The sequence below is a fragment of the Granulicella rosea genome (assembly GCF_900188085.1).
Taxonomy (GTDB): Bacteria; Acidobacteriota; Terriglobia; order Terriglobales; family Acidobacteriaceae; genus Edaphobacter; species Edaphobacter rosea.
In genome coordinates, this window is the sequence record NZ_FZOU01000001.1 from 1020923 (window position 1) to 1047779 (window position 26857).

Annotated in this window: 17 protein-coding genes and 1 pseudogene; 11 read left to right on the top strand and 7 right to left on the bottom strand. The window is 56.3% G+C overall.

Annotation, left to right across the window (positions count from 1 at the left end; translation table 11 throughout):
• Positions 1-27: 27 nt before the first annotated feature.
• On the bottom strand, positions 28-2160 hold the full coding sequence (locus CHB87_RS04450; RefSeq protein WP_089407160.1) for a winged helix-turn-helix transcriptional regulator: 2133 nt from the start codon (positions 2158-2160) through the stop codon (positions 28-30).
• 149 nt (positions 2161-2309) lie between these two features.
• On the opposite strand from CHB87_RS04450, the gene CHB87_RS04455 reads away from it, so the two are divergent.
• The gene (locus tag CHB87_RS04455; protein WP_176441581.1) at positions 2310-3920 is read left to right on the top strand and encodes an amidohydrolase; all 1611 of its coding nucleotides are present in this window, start codon (positions 2310-2312) and stop codon (positions 3918-3920) included.
• Between the two features lie 573 nt (positions 3921-4493).
• On the opposite strand, the gene CHB87_RS04460 is transcribed toward CHB87_RS04455, so the two are convergent.
• The gene (locus tag CHB87_RS04460) at positions 4494-5321 is read right to left on the bottom strand and encodes an oxidoreductase (protein WP_089407505.1); all 828 of its coding nucleotides are present in this window, start codon (positions 5319-5321) and stop codon (positions 4494-4496) included.
• Between the two features lie 140 nt (positions 5322-5461).
• Between CHB87_RS04460 and CHB87_RS04465 the strand changes: the two genes are divergently transcribed.
• Positions 5462-6349: an AraC family transcriptional regulator gene (locus CHB87_RS04465; protein WP_089407162.1), complete on the top strand. Its 888-nt coding sequence runs from the start codon at positions 5462-5464 to the stop codon at positions 6347-6349.
• A gap of 553 nt (positions 6350-6902) precedes the next feature.
• On the opposite strand, the pseudogene CHB87_RS04470 reads toward CHB87_RS04465, so the two are convergent.
• A pseudogene (locus tag CHB87_RS04470) lies at positions 6903-7870 on the bottom strand (IS481 family transposase).
• Between the two features lie 82 nt (positions 7871-7952).
• Here CHB87_RS04470 and CHB87_RS21805 point away from each other — a divergent pair.
• On the top strand, positions 7953-8402 hold the full coding sequence (locus CHB87_RS21805) for an SGNH/GDSL hydrolase family protein (RefSeq protein ID WP_142988216.1): 450 nt from the start codon (positions 7953-7955) through the stop codon (positions 8400-8402).
• Entirely contained in the window at positions 8399-8710 is a 312-nt protein-coding gene (locus CHB87_RS04475) for an SGNH/GDSL hydrolase family protein (protein WP_089407163.1), read from the top strand. Before CHB87_RS21805 ends, CHB87_RS04475 begins: the two co-directional genes overlap by 4 nt.
• 177 nt (positions 8711-8887) lie before the next feature.
• On the opposite strand, the gene CHB87_RS04480 is transcribed toward CHB87_RS04475, so the two are convergent.
• From CHB87_RS04480 to CHB87_RS04495, 4 genes are all read right to left on the bottom strand, one after another.
• A complete protein-coding gene (locus CHB87_RS04480) occupies positions 8888-10558 on the bottom strand; it encodes a cellulase family glycosylhydrolase (protein WP_142988217.1) in 1671 nt (556 codons plus the stop codon).
• A gap of 629 nt (positions 10559-11187) precedes the next feature.
• The gene (locus CHB87_RS04485; protein WP_142988218.1) at positions 11188-12504 is read right to left on the bottom strand and encodes a hypothetical protein; all 1317 of its coding nucleotides are present in this window, start codon (positions 12502-12504) and stop codon (positions 11188-11190) included.
• Between the two features lie 270 nt (positions 12505-12774).
• The gene (locus CHB87_RS04490) at positions 12775-14973 is read right to left on the bottom strand and encodes an NHL repeat-containing protein (RefSeq protein WP_142988219.1); all 2199 of its coding nucleotides are present in this window, start codon (positions 14971-14973) and stop codon (positions 12775-12777) included.
• 585 nt (positions 14974-15558) lie between these two features.
• Entirely contained in the window at positions 15559-16965 is a 1407-nt protein-coding gene (locus tag CHB87_RS04495) for a hypothetical protein (RefSeq protein ID WP_089407167.1), read from the bottom strand.
• Positions 16966-17542: 577 nt separating this feature from the next.
• On the opposite strand from CHB87_RS04495, the gene CHB87_RS21810 reads away from it, so the two are divergent.
• The 7 genes from CHB87_RS21810 (at position 17543) to CHB87_RS04530 (ending at position 26814) form a co-directional block, all read left to right on the top strand.
• A complete protein-coding gene (locus CHB87_RS21810; protein WP_142988220.1) occupies positions 17543-17869 on the top strand; it encodes a hypothetical protein in 327 nt (108 codons plus the stop codon).
• Positions 17866-20079, top strand: a complete 2214-nt coding sequence (locus CHB87_RS04505; RefSeq protein ID WP_176441582.1) for a GH92 family glycosyl hydrolase — start codon at positions 17866-17868, stop codon at positions 20077-20079. The genes CHB87_RS21810 and CHB87_RS04505 overlap by 4 nt, the downstream gene beginning before the upstream one ends.
• An 11-nt stretch (positions 20080-20090) precedes the next feature.
• The gene (locus CHB87_RS04510; protein ID WP_217897002.1) at positions 20091-20963 is read left to right on the top strand and encodes a GDSL-type esterase/lipase family protein; all 873 of its coding nucleotides are present in this window, start codon (positions 20091-20093) and stop codon (positions 20961-20963) included.
• A gap of 166 nt (positions 20964-21129) precedes the next feature.
• A complete protein-coding gene (locus CHB87_RS04515) occupies positions 21130-22722 on the top strand; it encodes a VWA domain-containing protein (protein WP_176441583.1) in 1593 nt (530 codons plus the stop codon).
• A gap of 801 nt (positions 22723-23523) precedes the next feature.
• The gene (locus tag CHB87_RS04520; protein ID WP_217897003.1) at positions 23524-24318 is read left to right on the top strand and encodes an alpha/beta fold hydrolase; all 795 of its coding nucleotides are present in this window, start codon (positions 23524-23526) and stop codon (positions 24316-24318) included.
• Positions 24213-25805 (top strand): PAS domain S-box protein, encoded by a 1593-nt coding sequence (locus tag CHB87_RS04525; RefSeq protein ID WP_089407172.1) that lies wholly within the window; start codon positions 24213-24215, stop codon positions 25803-25805. Before CHB87_RS04520 ends, CHB87_RS04525 begins: the two co-directional genes overlap by 106 nt.
• A gap of 364 nt (positions 25806-26169) precedes the next feature.
• Complete coding sequence (locus CHB87_RS04530; protein WP_176441584.1) at positions 26170-26814, top strand: SRPBCC family protein; 645 nt, start codon at positions 26170-26172, stop codon at positions 26812-26814.
• The last annotated feature ends 43 nt before the right edge of the window (positions 26815-26857 follow it).

The window sequence follows — 26857 nt, forward strand, 5'->3', positions numbered from 1 at the left end:
TAACGGCACCCAAAAGATCATTCAGGGCTATCGCTGATACCAGTCGAGCGAGTAGATCTCCTGCGTGCCAACATCGCGCAGGAGGAATGGGTCGTCCTCGGGCGTCAGGCCGAACTCCAGCCCGGCGAGGCGGCCGGCACCTCGCATGCCTTTCAGGCTGACGACCTCCTCCAACTTACGGTCGCTCACTCTTAGACGAACGACGGCCGGCGCCTGGCCTTCGCGCAGGAAGTAGAGGTACTGGCTGTCGCGCGACCAGTTCAAAAATCCCGAGCCCTTCGGGCCCGCGCTCCAGGTCTTTGTTTGAAGATCGAAGATCTCGATCTGCTGGGAGCGGACGGAGATCGCCGCGATGTACAGGCCGTCAGGAGACCACTGCGCAGCGAAGTGTCCCCCCGACCCGGGCAGCGTCTGCTCGCGGTGGGTCTTCAGGTCCAGCAGATGGACGAAAATTTTCGCGGGCGAAGCGGAGAAGAAGGGGAACTCGCTATAGAGGATAGAGCTGCCGTCCGGCGACCAGTTTGGCATCATCTCCTTAATTTTGCCGTCGCCTTGTCTCAGCGGTTGCGGTACGCCGCCCGTTGCCGGGACCAGATATGCGGCTCGCCGATGCGGGCCGCCTCCTCCGCCGTAGAAGACGATCTGCGAGCCATCCGGCGACCAGCGGGGGAACATGACCGACATCGGCGGAAAGGTGAGTTGCAGACGCTCGCTACCATCCACGCGGCTGCGCCAAAGCGTGCCCTCGGGGAAGGCGACGTAGGTGATCCACTGGCCGTCGCGCGAGAGATTTGCGAAGTCCATCGACTCGCCGCCAAGATAAGAGACGAACTCGCCGGTGCCGCGGTCGTAGCGCTCCAGCTCTCCGCGCAGTTGCTGGCCGATGACGAAGAGCTTCTTTCCATCCGGGCTGACCACTGGTGCCAGCGAGCTGAGCTGGCCGCCGGTGAGCTGCACCGGCTCGACCGAACGCGTCATCCAGGATAGCGGTCCAGTCCTGTCCGGCACGGACCAGATCTCGGACCGGCCACTGCGTGTCGCCTGAAAGACGAACTCGCGGCCATCCGGCGTCCAACTGCCGCAGCAGAGCGCCGCGGGCTCGCCGCGCGCGGCCCACCCCTTCAGGAGTGGGCGAGGTTCGCCGCCGCCCACCGGGACCTCCCACAGTGAGTTGCTTTCGCCCTGGACGTTCAATGCGGTCAGGCGCAGACGGCTACCGTCCGGCGACCAGCGCGGCATCCACGCCAGACCGGGAAAGCTCTCCAGCTTGCGGGCGCCGGTTCCATCGGACTTTGCGAGGAAGAGGCTGCTGCTGTTGACGTAGGCGATTGATCGTCCGTCTGGCGACCACGAAGCATCCCAGGCGTCGATGCCTGGAATCGCGCGCGGCGAGCCTGCGGGTACCGGTATCGCCCATAGCGTGGCGGCAGCGACGGATTGGGCCTGGCCCGCGACCAGCAGTTCTGAGTGGCTTTGCGAGACATCCAGAAGCTGCGGACCGGCGAAGGGCACCTCGATTCGCGCGGTTTCGCCGCCCGCAGCCGAGACCTGCGCCAGCGTCAGGAAGTCGATGGAGCCTTCGGTGAAGAAAACCCGCGAGCCGTCGGTGAAGAGCGCCGCGTCCGGGCCGCCGGCGGTGAGCAGGCGGCCCCGCTTCAGAGCCCGGTCGTGCGTGAGCTGGGTGTAGCCGGACACCTGTGGACGCGATGTCTCCCGGCGCCAGAGGATCGCCATGGCGGCGACGATCAGGATGGCTGCGACGAGGCCCAGCCATAGTCGCAGTGAGACGCCGCCGCCAGGCGCAACGGGCGCTGCTGCCTCTTCGAGCAGAGTCTCCGACACAGGCTCGTCGAAGGCTAACCCCACCGGAACGTTGAAGCGGTAGCCACGCTTGGGCAACGTCTGAATGTAGTCATCTCCATCGGCGGTCTTGCCCAGCTCGCGACGGAGCAGAAAGATGCTCTGCGTCAGGTTGCCCTCTTCGACGAAGCTGTCCGGCCAGACGATCTCCATGAGCTGCTGCTTCGAGACAACCTCGCCCTGCCGTTCCACGAGCGCCACAAGCGTCGCCAGCGCCTTGGGCGGAAGTCCGGCGATGCCATTCGCGCCGCGCAGGATCATCCGCTCTGCGTCGAGTTCGTATTGGCCGAATCGGTACAAGCGCTGCGTTTGCAAGGCGTGGGCCCTTTGATAAAGATTTGAGAAAGATTGAGAGCGAACTTGAGAACTTTAGCCGTGCGTTTCTCTAATGTAGCTCTTGTTCGTGCGGCCGTGGAAGGGAACGGCTAAGACTCGACATGGAGATTCCTATGAACTCAACAAATGCGGGACTTGCGGCGGTCCGCTTTGCCGCAACCCTGCTGTGCTTCAGCCACGCTTTTGCTCAGTCGCCACAGGCGAGCCCGGACCTGATCCTTCGCCACGGCCACATCTTCACTGGCGACCCGGCAAAGCCGTGGGTGGAGGCAGTGTCGATTCAAGGCGAGAAGATCCTCGCCACCGGCAGCGACGCTCTCATTGAGCCTACGGCGGGCAAACGTACACAAGTGATCGACCTGCACGGGCGCATGGCGATGCCGGGCATCAATGATGCGCATGACCACACCGGCAGCGCGACCTACGGGGTTGAAGCGGCCACGAAGCATCCGCCGCAGGAGAATCCCAGCATCGCCGAGCTTGCGGAGGCCGTGCGCACCGCTGCCGCTCAGGCCGCACCTGGCGAGTGGATTCACGGGTCGATCGGTCGGACCGTCATCACCAACCCGAAGCTGACCAGAATGGCGATCGACGACGCAGGCGGCGACCATCCGGTAATTCTGCAGTCCTACGTGGGACACGGTGCGATTCTGAACACACTGGGGCTAGCGAAGATCGGCGTCGACGACGCCACCCCGGACCCGCCCGGCGGCCACTATGATCATGACTCCGATGGACACCTGACCGGGCTGCTGGAGGAGTACGCAGCAGACGCGATCTGGATGCGGCTTGCCGATGAGGCGGGCATTCCCGCAGCTGTCCAACAGTTTCAGGGTTACGCCGGGCGCCGGCTTGCCGACGGGGTTACGACGGTGCAGGTGATGGCGACCAACCAGCGTCTCAGCCACCTGGAGATGACCTTCGTGCAGGCGGATACGCCGCTTCGCCTGCGCATCATGCGCTTTCCTATCCCCGCCGAAGACTCTCTGAACGGCGACCACACCGGTGCGGGCGAAGAGATTTTGATGCCGCGCATCCGCGTTGCGGGCATCAAATGGGTGCTTGACGGCACGCCCGGAGACCAGCAGCTTGCTTTCATGACGAAGGACTATCCGGGGCGTCCTGGGTGGCGTGGCAGGCCGAACTTCACTGTCGATTTTATCGACGCTCAACTTCGGAACGCGCTGCTGGGCAAGGACCAGTTGATGCTGCACATCGTCGGAGACGCCATGACGGACGAGGTGATGGACGAGATGGAGAAACTCGCTCTGGCGGAGCGTTGGCGTCCGCTGCGGGTGCGGTTCGAGCATGGCAACGGCTTTACGACGCCGGAGCGGATGGCGCGCGCGCATCGTCTGGGAATCGTGATTGCGCAGCCGCGACCCGGGCGCCCGTTCCGCGCACTGGTGGATGCGGGAGTTCCGCTTGCCTATGGATCCGACGGTGGTATGGGCCCGTTTTTCATGCTTGGGATCATGACGCAGCCGGGAAATCCTCAAGCGATCACACGACTGGAGGCGCTTTCAATTCTTACCAGAGGGTCGGCCTTCGCCGAGTTTCAGGAGGGCGAAAAAGGAGTGCTCGCGCCCGGGATGCTGGCCGACATCGCTGTTCTGTCGCAGGATGCGATGACCGCCGCGCCACAGGATCTGGCGAAGACGAAGAGTGTCCTGACGCTGGTGGGAGGACGGATCGCATCCGGAACGGCTGCCGACCTGAGGTGACTGGTAAAGTAATTCCCTTCGACCGGGACTTCTATACAGGGATAGGTCTCTAATCGTCTACGAATACCATCATTACCTGCAGTGGGGAACCATGGAAACGAGAACGTTCCGGGCTTCGGGCGTCGTCGTCACGGATCCATCCCGCGACGTCCGCGTCGGGATCCTCTACCCCGAACTCTACCGAGAAAGAGCGCGGGGTACTCGAATCCGATGACACCGCCACCATGCAGCAGATCGATGCGGTCTTTGTCACCGTTGAGCCAAAGGACAGAAGTGCCAGGGCCACTGGAAGTCGCTATTCTATAATCCGTCTCCGGCTCAGCCCAGATCATCCTTGAAGCGTTCCGGATGAGGATTCAGTAGGGTGGCCGTACTCCGTGAACGGTGAGTGCATTGGCGATTTGGCGTCACTCCAGCCGCGCCACTTCCGAGAATGGCGTTTATGGGTACTGATCCTGTTCAGATCACTTGAGCCGGTGCATTGGCCTGTTCACGCCAGTTCAGATTGGCAAACCTAAAGCAGCGGCCACACCCTTCGACCTTTGCGGGAAAGATGCGACCGCGTGCCGCAAGCTAGAAGTCAGTCGATACCGAAACAGACTTCCAGCGCTGAGTTTCTTCCGTATCGCACGCAATGCGGTCAAGCATTCTCTGCAGTGCGTCGCTGCCCATCAGCAAATGCGCCGGTTGCTTCTCCGTTGCCACTAACTGTAGTAATGCTGCCGCCAGCTTTGTCGGGTCACCCTCCTGCGTCTGATGTTTCCCATCCAGCCACTCGCGCATTTGCTTCACACCACCTTCGTACTCCGGTAACTTCGCGTCAACGTATTGCACCGAGCTGCCACCCAAGAACTCCGTGCGAAAGAAACCTGGTTCCACGCACGTGACCTGAATGCCCAGCGGCTCCAGTTCCATGGAGAGCGATTCCGACCATCCTGCCAGCGCAAATTTGCTGCTGCAGTACAGCGAACTCATGCCGAATCCCTGCAAGCCCGCGATGGACGAGATGTTGAACACCCGCCCACTCCTCTTTCTGCGCATCTCCGGCAACACCGCACGCGTGACATGCATGGCGCCGAATAGATTCACATCGAACTGCTTCGCCACGTCCTCGGCGCTCGCCTCTTCAAACGGACCGAAGTGTCCGTAGCCCGCGTTGTTTACCAGGACATCTATGGTGCCGAACTTTGCGATCGTCATCTTCACAGCTGATTCCGCATCAGATGACTTCGTAACATCCAGATCGAGCGTGAGAAGATCCTCCTGTTCTCCCAGTGCCTTTGTCACTGCGCTGGCGTCGCGCGCAGTTGCCACTACCTTTTGCCCTGCGGCCAATGCAGCCTTTGTGATATCGAGACCTATCCCACGGCTGCTTCCTGTAATAAACCAAACCTTGCTCATTTCCATTTCCTCCTCGAACGCCTTCCAAGAAGGTAGGCCGCCGAACGGAACGACCGGTAGAACGATCCGGGCAACACCTTGCCTGATCCGATCAACGTTTCCGGATCGACCGTCTTCCTAAAGTAGTCTGATAAATAGCCATGCAGGAACTCGTAACCATCCTTGCGCGCCACGCGACCGACGACGTTACTCCCACCGTGGTCCCAGGCCTCACACTCTACCGCTTCAATCGCGGTCAATCCGGCGGCATGCCGCTCATCTACACACCTATGGTGTGTGTCATGGCCCAGGGGGAAAAGCATGTCGCACTTGGCGACCGCGTATTCCGCTATTCGGCGAACGACTATCTCATCTCATCGCTCGACCTGCCGGTGACTGGTACCATCCTCCGCTCGTCTGAAGAGCATCCATACCTTTCTTTCAGTCTGGCGATTGAACCTGTTGCACTCTCAGAGATGGTTTTGAACCTGCCCCCCGCGCTACGACCCACAGACCCCGCCTGCGCGCTTGCCATCGGCCAGGTCGACGCACCACTTCACGACGCTTTCCTCCGTCTCGTTCGCCTCCTCGACGAACCAGCGATGATCGTCACACTCGCGCCGCTCATAACGCGCGAAATCTTTTATCGCCTGCTGCGAGGACAGCACGGATCAATGCTCCGCCAGTCTCTTGCAGAGAGCGGTCGCACCGCGCAGATCGCCAATGCCATCCGTTGGATTCGCAGCCACTTCGACGAACCGTTTTCGTCCGAAACACTCGCAGAGACCGTGCATATGAGCATTCCCTCCCTCAATCGTCACTTCCGCGCCGTCACCGCTATGAGCCCGCTGCAGTACCAGAAGCACGTCCGCCTGCAGGAAGCCCGTCGACTCCTCATTGCGGAAGGGCAGGATGCAGCCACAGCAGCCTTCAACGTTGGTTACGCTTCGCCCTCCCAATTCAGCCGGGAATACGTACGTGCCTTCGGGGCACCACCCCGTGTCGACGCGGAACGCCTTCGCTATGCCCCGGTCTTCGCAGTCGCCTAAAAGCACACACGCACCTAACTCGACGAGTAACAAATCGCCAACTCACTCGTTGAAGGTCGGATAGGTAATGGGAAGTCGGCATATCGGAAGCGATCAGTGCTGTTCTCAGTTGGTGACTACAGACCGATGCGCTCATTGAGCAAGGCTTAGAAGCAACTCGGTGCCCGACGCAATCGCTTGCCGCTCGTCGGCGAGTGTGGGACATTGCATATCCCCGCCCCGGAGGCGAGAGCCGCGACCCGATTTGGACGGTGGGAAAGTGGGACGGCGCAGCATTAGGAACAAAGGTGTATTTCTGTAGCGGCCGGATCCGTGTTCGCCTGACTCCGGCCTACCCGCGTTCATTGGGACGATGGCTGAGATCTCCGTGGCGACCGCAACTTAACCCGTGGCAAGCAGCATGTCAGCCTCGATGATTTAGCCACAGCCCTTGATGGCTTAGCAAAGGATAAAGTTTTGGCTTTAAATGATTAAATCGACGTTAAGGTACATCATGTTGGCCATTTTTCTGAGAACCACAGGACAGGCTAGAGCCGAGATCGGCGTCAGGATGTCAAAACTCGGTGTTTAGTCCCGGCATTTGGCGGATAGGGTTGGTAGTAAATCTATCCGTCGCTTGAGTCCAGAGTTTGCGAAGGTATTCGTAGGGCGTAAGGCCTTTGAGGGGTTTTAGTCTTCGAGCGAAATTGTAGGCTTTGAGGAAGTCCTTCAAGTGCGCTTTGAGTTGGTCATGGGTGTCGTAGAAGTATCGCTTGACGGTTGTGTCTTTGATGGTTCGATTTATGCGCTCAACCTGCCCGTTCGTCCAGAGGTGGTTGGGCTTCGTCAGCCGGCGATCGATTCCATGCCGGCGGCAGACCCCGTCGAAGGGGGCCACGGAAGCGCGCGGTTGGTCCCTATCGGTTCTTCAGCAGGTCGGGGAACTGGATTCCATTGTCGGTGAGTATGGTATGGATGCTACGGAATAGCCTCAATGAGTGTTTCGAGGAACGCAGCGGCGGCTCGCATGTCTGCCTTTTCGACGAGCTCAACCACAACGAACTTTGAAGTCCGGTCGATGGCCACGAATAGGTAGAGTTTGCCTTCGGCGGTCCGGACCTCGGCCAGGTCGATGTGGAAGAAGCCGATCGGGTAGGTGTCGCACTTCTTCCTCTTAGGCTTGTCGCCTTCGACCTCCGGCAGACGGCTGATGCCATGGCGTTCCAGACAACGATGAAGCGAAGAGCGCGTGAGTTGCGGGATCGTGGCCTGAAGAGCATAGAGGCAGTCGTCGAGTGGCAGAAGCGTAGGCTTGCGGAACGCCACGATCATGGCTTCCTGCTCGACCGATAGAACCGTGGACCTTGGAACGGCCGGACCGGTACGTCGATCCTCTGTACCCTCGCGCTTCTTCCACTTGGCGACCGTCGTCTGGTTGATGCCATAACGCCGCGAAAGCGTTCTCATGCTCTCTTGACTATGTTGTATCGCTCGACGGACCGCCTCTGTCGTGGTGGCGCTTCGGTGAAGAACCTGGCCCATAGTGCCTCCTTCTCGCGTTCAAAAAAGCATGCGCCACCGAATGCCGGGACTGAACACCTAGATATGTCAGGAGCCACAACTCATGCCAACTCTTCCGATCAAGTCATGTGTTTTCAAGTTCGCTTCTGCTCTGCGCCGTCAGTGCTATTGCTCAACTCCCGACGCCGCAAAGCGCAATACCGTTCTCCCCGCCTTGTCCTGGGAACATCCGAAAGCAGTGCACATTGAGCTTGTGAGCGACTCCACCGTACCCAATGACTCCGGCTGGGGGCTGGGTTTTCTCTCCAGGTTCAAGCTCGGTGTTGAAGGCGTGAACCTCGCCACCAGCGGTCGCAGCACCGGGAGCTTTACGACTGAGGGTCGCTGGCGGCAGGCCCTCGCCCTCAAACCCGATTACATGCTTTACAGCTTTGCTCATAACGATGCGGATAAGAAAAGGACCAACGTCTACGTCGATCCGTTACCTTCAAGAAGAATATCGAAGCCGCGGTCGACGCTACACAGGCTGCCGAAATCAAAATCATCCTCATGACCAACGAAACCGAGCGCCGCTGGAACAGCGATGGAAAAGTCACCAACAACACCGGTTTCGCAGTGTACGAAAACGCTCTGCGCGCCGTGGCCAAAGAACGTAATGTGCCCTTGCTTGATGTCGAAGCATTTCCAACAGACCTCTTCAACATAGTCGGCAGGCAAAAAATGGATACACTCTCGAAGACCAAAGCAGACGGCTCGATTGACGTTATTCACGTCAATGCAACAGGCGGTATGTTCATTGGCGTCTTCATCGCGGACAATGCGAAACGCCTCGTTCCCGAGCTAGCTCCCTACATCCAGTAACTTCAGAGCTTGGATGAACTATATCGTCTGACAACCCATCTTCTCGCCGTGACCATTAGTTGAGTCGCGCGAAGAAGATGTCAAATGTCTAGACGGGGACGCTTGGACGCTCGTAACCCGGCTGATGATGCCGCTGACATCATCAGCCGGCCACTCCACTTCGACTAACGCTTAGCACTATTGGAAAGTGACATCGTCAAACCATGCCGTGCCTGTGTTACTCGCGCTAGTCAGATAAATGACGGTATAGATTGTTCCGGCTGGGGCCGTAGCAGTTACCGAGATTTGTTTCCAGCCCGTTGTCCCCGATAGAGAGCCGCCGCAACTGCCGCCCGTATAGGTGCCACTGGTATTGAACCAAGAGAGGCAAATTTCAGTAGTTCCGGTAGCATTCAGACCCATCACATAGACTGAGGCTGTGTAGGAAGTGCCGGGTACGATCACAGTAAGTGGATCGATCTGGAAGCTTGGATTTCCTGATGACGATGTTGTGGAATTCCAGATCTTCGCCGATGCGGCGCCGCTGTGAGCATGTGTCGTGTCGCTGGCGAAGTTACCGAGGGTTGGCTTGTATATAGTCCATAAAAGGGGCAACGAAGGGGATCCGCTATAATTTTCGAAGCCGTTATTCATGGAGGTGCTGACTGTGCCACTACCGAAATACGAAGAAAGGGAGGCGGCTGAAGTCTTGGGTGTTACTCCATCGGACAGATAGATTCCATAGTTATACTGATCGGAGCTGGCAGGATAGTTACTGAGCGATCCGGGTACGAAGTCGTACAGTACCCACGGCGCAGGAGCAGGTATGCCCGCAGTCTTAGCCGCAAGGAACATCTGTCGATAGCCGTAATCCTGGAGAGCTTCATAAGAGGTGAGCGACTGTGCATCACTGGTTGAGTAGTCGGCGGCGTTCGTGGAGCTTCCGAACTCGCCTACAATCAGCGGACGCCCCTGCGTCGCCGCCACTTGCTGTGACTCCACGATCGAGTAGTAATCCTGGTAAGGCGCTCCATAGTATTGATGAATATCGTAAAAATCGGGCTGTGTGCTGCCCAGAGCCGTGATCAGGCTTTGAAGATTCACAGATACATTCGCACCTGCGGACGTTACAGAAATGGTAACGGGTATGCTTCCAGCAGCTGTCTTAACATAGGGAATCATCGTCTGCGCCCACGTCATGGCAGCGGAGTTTGTCGTCGGCATCTCATTCTGCAATTCAATGAAAGCGACTCGCGGATCGTTTTGATACGGAGTGACGACAGCGTCAACCCATGATTTACTAGCTGTAATATTAGTGTAACTTGTAAACCAGTCGAAAAGCGTGAGTTGAACCTGTAGTCCATTGCTGTGTGCGAGCGTAACCATCTGGCTCAGCTCGTTGAGCATCGTCGTTGAAGGCGTCGGTGCAGTGAAATCCTTCACATTGATGATGATTCGTACAGTGTTGGCGTGAAGAGAGGCGATCAACGCAAAGTCGGTGTTGATCTGTGTAGAGTTCCAGTTTTCCCACATTAACGACCAACCGGCGTCTGCGGGGTAATAGTTCATCACTTTCATCGCATTCAGGTTGGACTGGAGAGTATTGGGTTGCACTTGGGTTGCCGCGCGAGTCAGAGGCGGTGCGCTGGTCGCCATTTCGCTGGGATTCACACCGCAGCCAACGACGGCAAAGATGCAAAAAACAGTCAGGCCAGCCAACACGCGAAACGATGGGCTTCGTAACAGGCTAATCAGATTCATATCTATCTCACTTTTGGAGGGATTTAAAAAGAGACTCATTCGAGATCGAACTTTCGGCGCGGTTTGCGCTGATAGTTCGAAATCGAAGAAACCGTACGCGTCACGCATAAAATGTGTCAACGTTATAATTAATGTATCTAACGTTATCGCAAACTAATAAAGCAGATGCTCTAAAAGATTTGCAGGTCTAACAGTAGACGCATCCCCCGCTTATAGCGGGGCAAGAGATTTGATTCAACTGAAATCCTGTCTCTAATCCAATGCCTGGTCAAACATAGAACGAAGCCACCATGGACCTCACTCTCTATCTCACAGTCATCATCGTCCGCTCTCAACCATGCGTGGACCTCGTCACCAGCGTCTTCACCGAAGAGCGCAGCACACTACTTACCATTTCCTTCGCAAGGGTCAAATAGCCATATAGACTGCCTCTGCGCTAGAACGTTAGGAGCTGCAACATTATGCAGGCCTCTCCGATCAAGCCACGCTTTTTCCGCTTTGGCTACTACTTTGCGCCAAAGCGGCAGATGATCTTACGAACCGGCGATACAAATCGATAGAACGACGGGGCATTCTTGACTATAGTCTCGGCCGTTTGAAATATACGGCGCACGGGCGATTGAAGGGAGAGACTAAGCATTTGTTTCTCATGTTGTTCAGGGCTGTTATAGCTGCCTGAGCAACGTGCTGGCTGGCGATAGGTCGCACGGCACGGGAATATATGGGAAGCCCAGATTCTAAGGGATCAGCTCTACAATCACAACGCTGTCCGGCACATCGACCTTGAGGCGGCCGGTCATCTTTACAATGGGTCCAGGCTCACCGCCATCCAGTGGAAGATAGACCCTGGCTCCGCTGAACTTGTCTGTGAGTGTCAGGGTAACTCGCACTGGCGGCGAAGGCATATCTATATTCGTCTTTACATCGTAGGTCGTCGTATCATGCCAGAGCGCGATATAGATGCGCCCATCCCTCTTTGCCAAAACAGACTGATGAACATCGGCAGGAGCATCGCTTGTGAAGGCTACAGTGCGCGGTGTAAAGGCTGGACCGGGATCGTTGAACAGAGCAAGCAGCCGCTTCAACACAATAAAACTGGGCTTCTCCGAGCCGTTGGAGTGTAGCAACCCAAAGTGTTTTTCTTTGTTGTCAGGCTCAATATGATCGGGCTCTCCGTGATTTGGCTCGTCGATGAGCTCATAGAGCATACATAGCTCGATGTGTCGATTCAGATACTCGAACGGAAGCCGAGCCATATATTTGCCCGCGGCTAGCTCGCTGACGCCGGCAAAGCTACTGAGAATTTTGTCCGTATGATATCCCGTTTCCGTCGTGACCAAGGGCCGATCGCCTGTAATGAGGCGGATATCTCGCATCGTGCGCTCCAGATCCGCGCTTGGCGGCCGGCCACCCGCATAGGAGTGCATTGTGCCTAAGTCTCCAAAATCCGCCGGACAATTCGCCGCATCGCAGAACGCTTGCACATGCTCCGTATGGGCGAAAGACTCCGTCGCATACGGTATCCGTGCCGTCCGCGGATCGCCCTTCAGAGCCTTATAGGTCGCTCTTTCGAAGTCCACAGCTCCCTTAGGAAAAAGCTCGCCTTTATAGATCGACGTCTTCTCCATATCCCGCTCGTTCGGTCCCTCGATAATCCTCACGTAGGGCAATGCAGCGGTGGCGTAGCCCACAAGCTTACCCATGTTCTCGGTTTGGGTGTCGAGGAAAACGAAATCAACTCCCTGAGCATGGAGCTGTTTGACGCGGTCGAGCATTGAGACGCCGCGCACGGTCTCGAGCGGGTCCACGTTCCGAAGATAGTCGCGTACGTGACGTACGCCCAACTCCTTCAGTCGCGGCTTGACGATCGAATCAAACGCGTAGAAGTAAGGCGAGCCCGCGATTGTGAGGTGCAGATTGACACCCATCATCTCAACCAGCGAATCAGCCGGCTTCGCCTGCACCGGAGCCGCGCTCTGTGCAAAGAGAGGGAATGTCCCGGTAACAAATAGAAACGCAATCGTCGAGCCACGCGAAATAAGGAAAGGAAACATCAGGTGTATTGACTCCATCGAGCGCAAGCTAGGATCGACCGTTGAGATGCATAAAGACCAGTTTTCGTATCGAACAAGTTTGGGGCAAACCTTGTCATCTTTGTTGCGAAAGGAAGACGGTACGGTCTTTATATATCTCCGATTTCGATCGGTGCGTTGAGTTGAGATGGCCGCGGTTGGGCAGCCACCGCAGCCATTTCCAAAGAGCTAATGGAAAACTGAACAGAAGGAATGCTCTATCCCGTTCGTTTCTTGATATGGATGTCGACTCTACGGGAGGGCGGCCAGCGTCGACCTTTGGATGGCGTAGCCAAGTGGCTGAACCGTTGGCACGGCCGCGCCCAGGATCATCGTCAAAGTGCCCGGCACCGAAGCACTTGCGAATCCGCCTGAATTGGCCACCCACACATTGCCGGACATATCGATCGCAATGCTTCCGTTGCCAGGAGTGTTGTAGCTATGGGAAAAGCCGACCGAGGGCGAAAGGGCCGTGATCGCTCCGCCAATCGAAGCCAGTTCGCTGACCGTTTGGCCCGCAACCCATACGTTGCCCGCGCCATCGATGGCCACGGCTGTAGGGGTATTGATTCCCCCATGGCCTGAGACGGTATCTGCCTTGATCGTTCCACCGGCCGTTATTTCGGCGATGTAGCCAGTTGCGGGTGTGCCGCCGGCAGAGTTGACCACCCATGCGTTGTTCGCATGATCAATTGCGATACCGGTTGGGGCGTAGAGGCCAGTGGTGTACGCCGTGGGAATCTCTGCGGTGTTGTTTGACAATGAACTGCCAACAGGCATGGAGTAAACCGAATTGCCTCCGGGAGCGGTAACCCAAACGTTGGACGCCTGATCCACTTTCACGTCGGTCGCGGCGGTGAAGCCGGTGATGGCACTGCCACTGTTTAGAGCTGTCAGCGGTGTAGCAGTAGTGGGGCTTGCCTTGTAGGGGGTGGCAGGTGTGGCCGAAGTCTGAAATGCGTTTGGAACACCATAAACGAATCCGTTGCCGGAAACAGGGAAATAGATGTTCAAGGCATCGGCTGCGTATTGAGTGCCGTTGATAGGAACCGTTGGCGCGGTCACATCGGTGAAATAGGCTCCAACGGTTCCGAGCGCAAAATTGGGACCTGTGTTGAATTCATAGTTTTCTCTGCCGGTTGCACCCGTACCCGCAGTTTTCCCGGTATAAATCTTGTAAAACTGGTTTTGGGTGGTGCCCCCCGAATCGAAGGTAAGTCCCGCCAACGGCCCGTCAGTGTAATACCGTGAATTGCCTTCTCCGCCATATGGCATCAGTGCGGTGATCGCCTGGCTTGTGCTGCTGTTGCTTGTAAGGAACCAGACATCGCCTTCGCCATTAAGAGTCAGGTAGGTAGGAGCACTGATCGCATAAACGTTGCAACCGCTATCGTCGCAAAGAGAAGTGCTTCCAAGAGTGAGAGCGACAGTCCAGTCCGTCGGCTGCGCGCTTGTGCTGGGAAAGGGCATGACGGCGGGGGCCAGATTATACAGGTTAGCGATATTCGTCGTATTTGGTACGCCTGCGGTGGTTGCGCTGATCGGATTGACCGCCATGTAGTAGGCGGCCTGGAGGGTATCGGTCGCTGCGGGATAAACAAAGGTTGAGCCCAGGGTCGTGGTCCCCGGTGTAGGTGGCGGAGCCGCCGAACTGAAAAGCGTCGTGCAGTTCGCGGATGTGGGACCAGAGCTGTTGACGCAGGCCGCAAGGATGTCAGCGATGAGGTAGATCTTCTGCTGCTCAGGCGTCACCGTGACATTGTAATTATTCGTGGCGCTCGCTTGGTTATACCCGTAGGGCGTGTAGCTTGCGTTTACGGTGCCTGCAGGGATATTCATCATGTAGGCAATCGTGTTGAAAGCGTTGAGCAGACCGATACTGTTCGTGGAACTCGAACCGATAGATTCGGTCGTCGGATTGAAGAACTGCGCAAGACCGTAGATAGCGGCGACGGTCGAAACTTCGTTGATGTCGACAGTTGGGTTTCCTGATTTCACCGTCCCGCAGATATCGTTTTCAATGATCGGGTTGGCTGCAGTTGGACCAGCCAGAACAGCCAGCATTTTGATGGCGGCGTTCGTCCCGCCGCTTACGCCGGGATTGCCTCCAGAAGCGGTCAGATATGCGTACGTGCCGGTGCAGGTGTACGTGGCCGCGAACTGAAAATTGCCGTTGGCGTCGGTTGTCGTGCTCGCAATGTTGTGCGATGCAGAACCATAACCGGTTGTTCCGACTGTCCAAAGCGTGATCGTGGCACCGGTCACCGGTTGCTGTCCGCCGTGAACCATTCCGGAGATGGGAACGCCGGGAACATTGACAAGCCCGGACGAGACCGAACTCCCGGGTGTGGAAACGCCGCACCCAACGGTCAACAGAACAGCGGCGGAAAGAGAAAGGAGACGGGCCCTGCGGACCGCAGATGCAAAAATCGAAGTTCTAAGTCGAGCCATATTGGTGTCTCCTGGCAGATGGTTGAAGTGAGTTTCATGAGGTGCTGAGAAGATCGTCGATCCTCAGTTCAACAGCGCTGGAATCGGTGCCCAACTGACGGTAAGAGGACAACAGCCAAACCACAAACACGCAAAAAACGGTTAGCGGCGCAACTGGAAAATTCGGGTACACCGACATCAGCCACAGACGATCTCTGAATCAGACCGCATGAAACAAGAACGAGCTCTGAGTGCGATCTCGACAGACTTTCAACGTCACATAACGCTAAGCTTTAGGGCGCGAGGCTGACAACGTTAGAAGGGAAAAGCTAACGTTGCGACAACTATATGATTATAAAGGGGTTATATTCTACTTGAATCTTCTAACGGCGGACGCATCGGTTCTTCGATGACAGATAAGCGACGATTGATCGCGGCTTTTGCTTCATTGCTCACCGCAGCGGTGCCTCCCAGATCCCGGACCTGATGACATCCGCCGCACCCACAAGGAAAGGGGGTGGTGTTTTGTTTCTTTTCGATGACGTTTGCTTTTGGCGCCGAATCCGCCCGCGCCATTCCAGATCAGCCACCTGCACAGCGGCTTCCTCAGCGTGACGCAGTACCTGGTAGCAGGTGGCAGGCAACGACATCCAGATGTGTTGGGGAACCTGCGAGCGTGCTGAGGCGGAGCACAAGCTCGAAGTGTCGGAGCGGGCTGCGTTGTTCCATGCCGCAGGACTTCAAGGCGGACCAAAGATGGAGGGGATCGGTGATTAGCCGACCCGCGGCGTCTGTGCCTTCGCCGTTCGCTCCGCCGACAATCAGAACTTGCCCGTTTTGATCAAGATTCTGGACCAGGGCAACGATTGCGTACGATTCGCCGGTCCCTCCCCCGAGGGCGGTTGGCACATACGCTGGCGGTTCGTGAGGGCCAGGCCGCACGTTCTGGATAATCTCCCGTTGGGTGGCTTTGTCGATCACAAACTGAAAATCCAGTTCGTTGCTGAAGAGCGACGACCACGGATTGGAAGACGGACTGCCCAGGAAGATGAAGTTATCGTCGGTTCGCAGGTCGGAGATGGTGATGTGGCGGGATGCGCGTGTATCGATGGCCTTCTGATTTTGCTGAGCCAGGGCGGAGACTCTGGCGATGATGGGAGCATCGACATCAGAGGTCGAACTGCCTGCGAGAAGAGCAGTGAAATATCGAAGCTCTTCCGGTGTCGCTTGATTCGATTCGGGAAGATACTTGCGATTCGCGTAATCGGCTAGCGGCACAGACTTTCCGGTGATTTCGCGCAGGCCAACGAGCGCGTAATCGCTGGTGACCAGATGCGTGGGATGAGCAGAGTCGAAAAGCGCGGACCACAAAGGGGCACGGGCAACAGCTGATATTGGGCGGGAAAAGCGGTACCAAGTCGTACCCGCCACGCAAACGGCGATAACAGCAACGAACAGTAGGCTGAGGAACACCCAACGGAAGCTGTCCTGCGTCTTGACCACAGTTGCGCCCTGAACGGGGTTTCCGACGGATTCCAGATCGGGGTTGGGCAAACTCAATTGACCTGTGCCCGCTTCCGGATGTTCCGCAGAACAAACTAGCGCCGGCATGGAAGTGCTGGACGGCTCAGGAGGGCCATCTTCAGAGCGTTCAAATACGGGGACGTAGGAGCCTGCAGGGAACGAAAGCCGCAATTCGTCCTGATGCTGCGGATCTTCGTAGTATTTGGAGATACGTTTTCGGATTTTTGAAGCCGTAACGCGAACTATGGGGTCGTTGAGGGTGTCGTAGCTGGGATTGCGACCGAAGACCTCGATGCCGATGATCCGTTCTTTGATAGAGCCGGGATCGTCGGCGAGTGTGCGCTCGACGATAAAGCGCAAAAAATCACCACAGCGCTCGCTTCTGGCGAAGCTATCATCGATCAGGAGTCGGCCCAACTGTTCTTGGACAACCAACTTCTCGTCTTCCGTCTTGGGAACCCAGACCTTACGCGTTTTCTTCGCTACCATACTCAGGATACCTCTCGACATCCAGAATCGATAGACGATAGGCTGTTGATGCCGTCGTACCCGTTCGACGCGAGCCTGGCTATACACGCACGTTAGGCGTTATTACAATCCTGCTCTTGCCGCTCGAGACTGAAACCAATGTTACCACTGGCGCTGCCGCACCGAGGCGTTCGACGCTGTCGCCGTGGCCGAGCACTCTCGTTGCCGACCCACAGATTAGTCGCGGTCATCGTGACAGAACGGGTGCCGGTGTCCAAGGATCGCTCCCGCATTGCCAAAATCGAGTTCAACAGTTGGGTTACGAGTAAGATCAGGGCAACTAACGTTCAAGGGTTTTCTAGATAACTTTAGATAAGGGCTTCATTAGAACCTAGTATGGATGAAGAAAAGTAGCGGGGACTAAAAGCCCGTGCTTCATGCAGACCCAGTTCAAAGCGATGGAAGCTCGATGAATCGATTCGCAGGCCCCCATATCTCTTACCTTCAACGCTTGGTAATGCCGAGGGCTTTCACAGCGGTATTTGCCTGTGGCGCGCATGCGCACCGGGCTCCGGCCCAGACAGACCAGGAACCACGGATGAACACCGCCTTGCCGCCTGAACAGCGAGCCCATCTTGCGGTTCAGGCGATGGTGCTGGAAGAAAAACCGCAGCTCGTCCATGGAACCGGCTGCGGAGTTCTGAAGGCAGGTGCCGAGGTGGCTCCGCGACACAACGGCGATGCAGGATTTGTGACTGGCATTCCACGTCTTCATATCCCCGACATCAACCTCGCCGACTCGGCGGTAGGCGCTCGCATGGCCGCACGCGAGAGCCGGTATGCGACCATGCTGCCCTCGGTTATTCCGCATTTAGCTGCTTCTTTCATTGTCGTTGCATGTTTTCTTATTGGAGGCAATGCATGAAGTTACCGCTGTTGAATGTGAGTGGAAGATCCCTCCTGCTGACGGGCATGATTTTTTCCTTCGCTGCTGGACAAGTGTTTGCGCAGCAATTGACCCAGTATGTGAATGTCTTCGCCGGAACCCAGGGCGATCACGGACAGACTACGCCTGCGGCCAGCCTGCCCTTCGGCATGGCCATCATTGGGCCGGACACATATCCCGCGATCCATGGGGATTTTCACAACGGGTACAACTACACCGACAAGAAGATTGTGGGCTTCTCCCACTTCCGCATGAGTGGTGTAGGTTGCAGTGGAGAAGGTGGCAACCTCTCCATGCTTCCGTTGTCCTCGCCGCCGCAGTCCTCCAATCCTGACAACTACGCGCAAGAGTACATTAAAGATGCCGAGCAAGGTGCGCCTGACTTCTACGCCGTCACCTTTGCATCCAGGATTCGCGCTGAGATGACCGCCACCCGGCACGCCAGCATCGAGAAATACGTCTTTCCCGAAGGTGGTACCAGCTCGATTCTCGTCAACCTCACAACCGGTCGCACCAAAATTCTTTCCGCCGAGATTCACCAGGTCTCGCCGACGCGTCTCGAAGGAAAAATACGGGCCGGCATGTTATGCAATGTCGACGGATACTACGACATTTACTTCGATCTCGAAACGCAGGCTCCGATCCTCTCTGTCGATGACCTCCGCCCAGATCACCCCGCGACGGTGGTCAATCTGAAGTTTGCTCCGTCCACGACGCTTGTCTCCACGAAAGTGGGTTTCTCCACGATCAGCACGGCGGACGCTGCCTCCGTGTTGAAGCGCGAGATCCTGGCATGGGATTTCGAGAAGGTCCGTGCAGCCGGAAACGACGCATGGAATCAAGAACTCTCGCGCATCACGATCCATGCATCGCCTGCGGAAACGCATCTCTTCTACACCACGTATTACCACACGCTATTGTTGCCTATGCTCGTTGCAGATATTGGGGAGACCTACCGGGGAACGGACTCGGAAGTTCATACTGCGAAGAGTCACCGTTACTACAGCGGTTGGTCACTCTGGGATACCTACCGCACCCAGATGCCGCTGCTTACGCTCCTTAGCGATGAGCGTGCAAGAGACCTTTGCGGATCGCTGACCGACGTTTTCAGACAGCGCTACGCCGAACAAGCCACCGGCTACTGGCCCGTCCCAGAGATTCGTCAGGAAGGTGCAGAGCAATACCTGCTGGACTCTGCACGCAAAGGCATCTGCCCAAATCTCGATGCCACCACGTACAAGTTCGTACGCGACCAGCTCCTGACCCGCATTCATAGTAGGCGAGGCACGCTCGACTATGTGCCCTATACGCCTAAAAGGCCCGGCACGGTCGCGACCACGCTTGTCGACGATTATGTTGCGTGGGCCTTATCCGGACTGGCGATGCAACAAAGCGAGAACGCCGATGCCAAAATGTTTGCGAAAATTGCGGCTAGCTATCCCGTCCTGTGGGACAAAGAAGTCTCTCAGTTTGCGGGTAAGGACGCTGAAGGGAACTGGCATGTCATCAAGGATCCTGACGTCGATGACGACACGGTCTTCTACGAAGGGAGCGCTCGCCAGTATCGTTGGGCAGTGCCGTATGACATGCCCGGATTGATCCATCTTATGGGCGGAGCGGACAACTTCACGCGTGACCTTAACGACCTTTTCACCACGCACCACTTCAACATGGCGAACGAGCCTGACCTGGAGTATCCCTATCTGTTTGTTTACTCCGGCGCACCGTGGCTAACACAAAAGTATGTTCACGACTTCGCCACCAAGCCGCAGGTTCAGATTTACGCCTCGCATGGCTATTATCCAAAACCTGTTTTTGAGGTTGCGTTCAAAGACACTCCTGCAGCGCTGCTTCCCGAGATGGACGACGATGCCGGGGCTATGAGCTCATGGTATGTTCTCAGCGCTATCGGCCTCTACCAACCGCTCATCGGCGAACCCTACTATATCGTCACGACGCCCGTCATCGCCCACACTAAACTTCATTTGAGCGGAGGCAAAATCTTCAGCATCGACGTCACACAAGGTGACCCTGCGACTGACACTTATATCCAGTCGGCCGCCTTGAACGGAAAACCACTCGATCGTGCATGGGTCCACGACAATGAAGTCCGTGCTGGGGGCAAACTGACGTTAATCCTCGGCAGCCAACCCAACAAGCAGTGGGGCCTCGAGCCACCGCCGCAATAGGTCCAGGCTAAATGCCACTCAAAGGTATTCAAATGAAACTGCCATTTCAAATCATGCTTTCTGCGCTGCTGTTGCCGCCTTTCACCCTGCACGGCCAGCAAGCCAATACGACGCCAATGCGGCCTATGGAGCCGATACCGTCCAACGTTACGTATGCTCCCGCCAACTCGTCGCTACCCACTATATTCATTGTTGGAGATTCCACTAGCGTTGGCTGGGGTCCTCAATTCGCCCCGTTCTTTGAAACACGGAAGGTCAATGTGGTCGTAGCAGGGGCCTCGGGACGCTCGTCGCGTACCTACATGACCGAAGGGCTCTGGGATCGGGTTCGGGCTCATATCCACGCGCACGACGTCGTCCTCATCCAGTTCGGACATAATGATTCCTCCGGGCTCAACGATCCGTTTCGTGCCCGTGGGACTATGAAAGGTATCGGCGATGAAACCGAGGAGATCGACAACCAACTCACAAAGAAGCACGAGGTTGTCCATTCCTACGGTTGGTATCTGCGTCGGTACGTTCAGGATACGAAAGCCAAAGGAGCGGTACCGGTCATCCTGTCGCTCACGCCGGACAACGTTTGGAACGGTGACAAAATGGCACCTTCAAATGTTCGTTTCGCCGGGTGGGCCGCCGACGTTGCGGAACAGGAGCATGTCAATTACGTCAATATCAATGCGATCCTGAACGATCGCTATAGCAAGCTCGGCAAGGAGAAGACCAGAGAGCTCTTTGCTACCAACGACAAAATTCATCTGACCAAGGTCGGCTGGCAACTTAATGCGTTATGGATTCTCGAGGCCTTGGAGCGCCTAGGCGACACGCCCGTTGATCGTTTTCTTTCTGTACGGGGGAAAGAGGCATTGCCCGTGTCACCAAAGTGACTCCACATGGTTCGCGTTTGTTACCGCCACTTAGCACGGCGAGCCCGTTGATTGTCCTTTTCAGTCAACTAATTCAGTCGCGAGGACGAGCGTTGAAGGTGTAGGCAGGGAAGACAGCATGATCGAAAGGCAACGGAGCTCAAGTCTATTCACGGGGAGGCAACAAATGGCGGCGCGAGGAAACACGAAAAGGGGTTGGCTAGCCGGAATTATTTTGGCGCTCTTGACGCTGCGGATGGGTTCGTCTACATCTTCAGGCATCGCGCAACAGCAGGTGCCGGCGACCCAGTCTGGTTTATCCGTAGGAGGCGGCGGTCAGGGTAGGACCACGCTGCATGTCGCGTCCCAGCTAGTTGTGCTGGATGTCGTGGTGACACAAAAGGATTCCGCTCTCCGAACGAATCTCAGCAAAGAAGATATCCATGTGACAGAGAACGGTGTCGCGCAGAAGATTCTCTACTTCGAGTCTCCCGCAGAGCACCATATCCCCGCCGGCACCGAAATCCACTCCACAAATGACCTTGAAAGCCGTGCACCACAAGCGCCGGTTTCCGTGATGGTGCTGGACGAACTCAACACTCCTTTTAATGATATGGGGTTCGCCCGCTATGCGTTGGAAAAGTACCTAAACGCGCAGCCAAACGAACTCAGTGCACCCACAATGCTGCTGGCCGTCAGCGATGAACATTTGCAGGTGTTATGCGACTATACGCAGGACCGCTCGGTCATCCTCAATGCGCTGAAAAAACACCTTGCCAGTTATCCATGGCAGGTGCAACGCAACCCGAACCGTATCCGGCAGATGATTCAGTCGTTGGGTGCGCTGGAACAGGTTGCGCAGGCCACAGCGGGCCATCCTGGACACAAGAACCTTTTCTGGGTTGGGCATGGCTTTCCGGGAGTTGAGCTCTCAGGTCCTAACATCGATCAAGCTGCGGCCACCTCCCTGAAAGCCGCAGTTGAACAAGCTGTGGACATGTTACGCGATGACCGTATGACGCTTTACACCATCGATCCAACTGCACTTTCTTCCACCGTGAGTACTACCGTCGATGACGACTCCGGCCCGCTCGGAGATATAGTGTATCCCGCCGCAGACCCATTCCTCGGCGATGTGAACTTCGTCACGCTGGCGAAGGCCAGTGGCGGCAAATCCTTTTTTTCAAGGAACGATATCGATGCCGAGATTGAAGAGAGTGCCCGGGATGGGGTGAATTACTACACACTCGCGTATCGACCCGAACTCCAATCCGACCAGGAGCGTCCCTATCGCAAGATCCGTGTCACCTTCACGCAGCCGGGGCTTCACGCCAATCTAAGGGATGGCTACTACACCACCGAGAGCGTAAACAGCAACCCAGCCGCGCGTCGTGCGACCTATGACGTAGATGCAGCCGTCGAAAATACGATGGTGTATACAGGGCTTGAGGTGCATGCGGTCGAGCGGCCGGAGGCCCCCGGCAACTTCGTCGTCGGCATTTCGGAGAATCAGCTCACTTGGAACGATGAAGGTGGTGGGCAGTCCTCGAAACTTACACTTGCGGTTGCCGACATCGACCGAAAAGGCCGCATACTGCGTCGCGTCACGGAGGATGTGACCGCACGCCGTTCTACGGAGGCGCAGGTTGCTTCTCGCCCGCAGTTGATTCGCACGGAGATCAATCTGCCTTGCGTGCCTGGAACTAGCACAGTTCGGTTTGTCGTACGTTCCGCTGCGAATGGGAGGATAGGGTCAGCTTCGCTTTCCGTCCCTAGGTGAATCGTCTGACTCTTTACTGAAGTTGCGCGAGAGGGCATCTCATTGCGTTATACACAGAATGAATGCCACTGCGTGTAGGTTTCAGTGATTGAAGGTCTGGCAAAATGAAAGTTTAACTACCGTAAGAACAAGCTATTAGAGCAAATTACTTCAGATGTGTAGGACTCACCCAAACGCTTGTCATCCTGGACGAAGTGAAGGTTCTCTGGTCCGAGGGCGATGGTCTCCGCCTGTTATCGAAAAGGCTCGGGGCGGCGACTGCCGGGGGACGGCCTAGCTTGATCATTTGCTCTCGGGAGACGATATCAAACTAAGGAAAATTCATCAGATACAGGGAAGAATTCCTAGCTGAGCTTTCGACGAACTTCGTAGCCCTCATAAAACTCGGTCCCGTCAGTTGATGTGTTTCAACGATACCCGCAGCTATCGGGGCTGTGCGCGCATTTCACGATGCTGGCCTGCGTGTGCCCAACGACGTTTCCATCTTGGTGGAGCCGCAGCTGCGGTCGGGGTCACTGGTCTTGGCTGATGATGCCCGGCATTGTCCTGAATTCATTCAAAAGATTCGTGCGACGGCAGACAGTTTTATCTCTATTCCACTGACCGGCGATCTGGAGATAATGATGCGATTGTGACGCATCTGGGAGCCCCTAAGCGTCGAGGCTTCACTATTTGCGGGCATTCGGATAACGCAAATCGTGGCTTGGATGTTTCAAGTACGTGAGAGATAGGCAGCCCCGGAGGCCGGTGACATGCTAATCGTGGCGCACGACCGCGCGGTCTGCCATACTCGAAGACAAGATGATGACGGCAACCCATCGGAACAACGTGAAGGTCGTGGGCAATGGTAGTCGCACGATCATGTTCGGCCACGGCTATGGCTGCGACCAGAATATGTGGCGTCGTATCGTTCCTGCATTTGCGGACCACTTCAGGATCGTGCTTTTCGATTATGTCGGCTCAGGAGCATCGGACGCCTCCGCTTTTGACAAGACCCGCTACAGCACCCTCAGCGGCTATTCTCAGGACGTCCTGGAGATCGTCGACGAACTCGGCCTGCAAGAGGTCAACTTTGTCGGCCACTCGGTCAGTTCCATGATCGGCGCTCTGGCCGCTGTCCGAAAGCCGGAGGCGTTCAAGACTCTGACCATGATCGGTCCGTCGCCCTGCTACATCAATTCCGGAGAGTATAACGGAGGGATGGAGCAAGCGGATGTCGACAGCCTGCTCGACACATTGGAGAGCAATCACGTCGCTTGGTCGGCTACCATGGCGCCTGTAATCATGGGCAATCTCGACGTTCCTGAGCTTTCCGAGGAGCTTGAAGCGAGTTTTTGCAGGATGGACCCATATCTGGCCAGCCATTTTGCTCGCGTCACATTTCTATCCGACAATCGTGACGATCTGTCGAAGGTGAAGACGAAGACGCTCATCCTGCAATGCGAAAAAGACGCCATTGCGGGAACCAGCGTGGGAGAATATGTTCACCAGTGTCTTCCGGGCAGCCAATTCGTGATGATGAACGCGACAGGGCACTGCCCGCACATGAGCGCGCCACAGGAAGTAGTGAAAGCGCTGAAGGCATTTCTGAACTAGCTATTCCTGAGATCGATTCGGGCGTCGTCTCTTTGGATGCTCTGGAATCACTTCCAAACGGCTTCGTTGTATTGAGCGGAGATGGAGCGATTCTCTATGCCAATCGAGCGTTTCGCGCGTTGGTTGGCACGAAAGAGTCTCCGCTCTCGGGCACCCGGTTTCAAGACTATCTCACTCGTGGAGGCGTGATCTTTTACGACACGCAGTTCGCACCGAGCCTCCAACTACGCGGTTCCCTGGAAGAGATATCCTTCGATATTCTCAGCTTCGATAGAAGCCCCGTGCCAATCCTGGTGAATGCATCCGTTCATAGATCTTCTGACGCCAATGCCACTCGTCTTCATCTCTCTATCTTTGTGGCAAAGCAGCGCCGGCGTTACGAAGCCGAGCTGCTGCGCACCCGCCGCGAGTTCGAAGAGATCGCCGAGATTGTGCGCCGTTCGACAGATGCCATCCTTCGTCTGGATGTAGCGGGTAGCATCCTGAGTTGGAATCATGGCGCGCAGCAGGTATTCGGCATCTCTTCTGAGCAGGCGAAGACGCGGATTTTTTCTTCGCTTTTCGCTGAGAGCGAGCTCACGGTCATCGTGTCTGCGGTTGAGAGTCTTGGCAGAGGCGAAGAGGTGTCTCTGGAGTCTTCAGTTCTCCATCAGTCGGGAAAAGTTGTCGACGTCTCTGTCCGGCTCACGCCGCACATCGAGGCTCCTGGAAGATTCGTCGGCTTCTCGGCGATTATTCGCGACACTACGGCGAACAAGAGAGCTGAACGGGCTCTGCTGCAAAGCGAGAAGTTGGCTTCGGTCGGCAAACTCGCAAGCTCGATCGCTCATGAGATCAATAACCCCCTGGAATCGGTGACGAATCTTCTTTATATCCTCGAATCGTACGTTCATGACCCAGAGGGGAAAAAGTTTGTCATGACTGCGCAGGAGGAGTTGGCCCGTGTCTCGCACATTGCGACTCACACCCTGCCGTTTCATAAGCAAAGCTCGAACCGCAGCCTGGTGGATCTTCAAAAGATGGCGGAATCAGTCTTATCGCTCTATCGCGGTAGGCTGTTAGCTGCCAGCGTCAGAGTGCTGGCGCAGTGTGGAGATACGGATCCGCTTTTCTGTTACGAAGGTGAGTTGCGGCAGGTGATGGTGAACCTTGTTTCGAATGCCTATGATGCTCTGCGCTCAGGTGGAACGCTGATCCTTCGAGCGCATACCAGCCGCAACTGGCGAACGGGCCGCCGAGGCATTCGAATTCTTGTCGCTGACAGCGGAAGTGGCATCGGCGCGGATATCCTTGCACATATCTTCGAGCCATTTTTTACGACGAAGGGGATTGGCGGCACGGGACTGGGATTGTGGATTACCAAAGATTTGGTTGCCAAGAACGGCGGCATCATTTCGGCCCGAAGCAGTGATCGTGGCGAACAGACGGGCACTGTCCTCAATCTTTTCTTCGAAGATCCCATCATCAGCCAGGATGACGCACCTTAGGCTTGCTCGTATTCCACCCAAGCCACACCACATCTCTTACGAGCCGTCGAAGTATCCGCGTCTGCGGTGGAAATGCTTCCGCCTGGCATAGGTGTCGATCTCGTGATTGCACGCATCGTCGGATAGGTCAAAGCGATTTGCGGCCGGGTAGGTGAGTTGGCTATGCTGTGTCGCCCAGTATTGTCAGTGCCGAGGAGCGGAGCGCAAACGCTCCAAGTCCATTCTGTTCGCCGCAGTTCATGTCTGGTAAGCGACAAACATCTCATTGGCCGCTTTGCGCCTAAACTGCATCCCAACACCGAAGATCGTCGCTGGAGCCGTACAGGCAGGGACGAGACAACGAGAAGACTAAATGGGAGGAAACATGCTCGATATGGCGAATGCACGACCTTATGCTGAAGAGCTACCGAAGGCTACCACTGCTGGAGTGGTTGTGAACGGTCATTATGCACCGCCCCCGACGGACGGAGAGGGCCAGCTTTGGATACGCACCAGCGCGATCATCCAAGTGTCGGCAAGCGATCTCTACACATTGTGGCGAGACTTTGAACGTGCTCCCCGCTGGAAGGAGCAGATTATCTCTGTGACTGCGAAGGGTCCGAAGATCTCACATTGGGTAATGCAGGCCGGCAGCGAAACCATCGAGTGGAACGCGGAGGTGCTGGCCGATGAACCTGGTAAGCGCATCGTCTGGTCCAGCATCGATGGCAAATTTAAGAATGCAGGCGAGGTTGTCTTCGACGAACTATCCAACGGCCGCGGGACGGTGGTCACAGTGCTCCACGAGTTTCACATGGGTAAACTCGCTGCGGCATGGCAAACCCTGATAGGCCGAAACCCGAAGCAGGCAGTGATCGAGGACCTGCGGCGCTTCAAGGCGCTTGCCGAGACGGGTGAGATTCCGCGCTCTTCTCCTCAACCGCATGGGGATCGTGGATTCATCGGAGAGCGAAAGCAAGCTCTGTATGGCGAGAGCATTCCAGTTCCTTCTGAAGGACGGCCAGTCTAAACGTAATCGAGATCCCCAACAAGTCATAAGTGAGAGAGGTTTT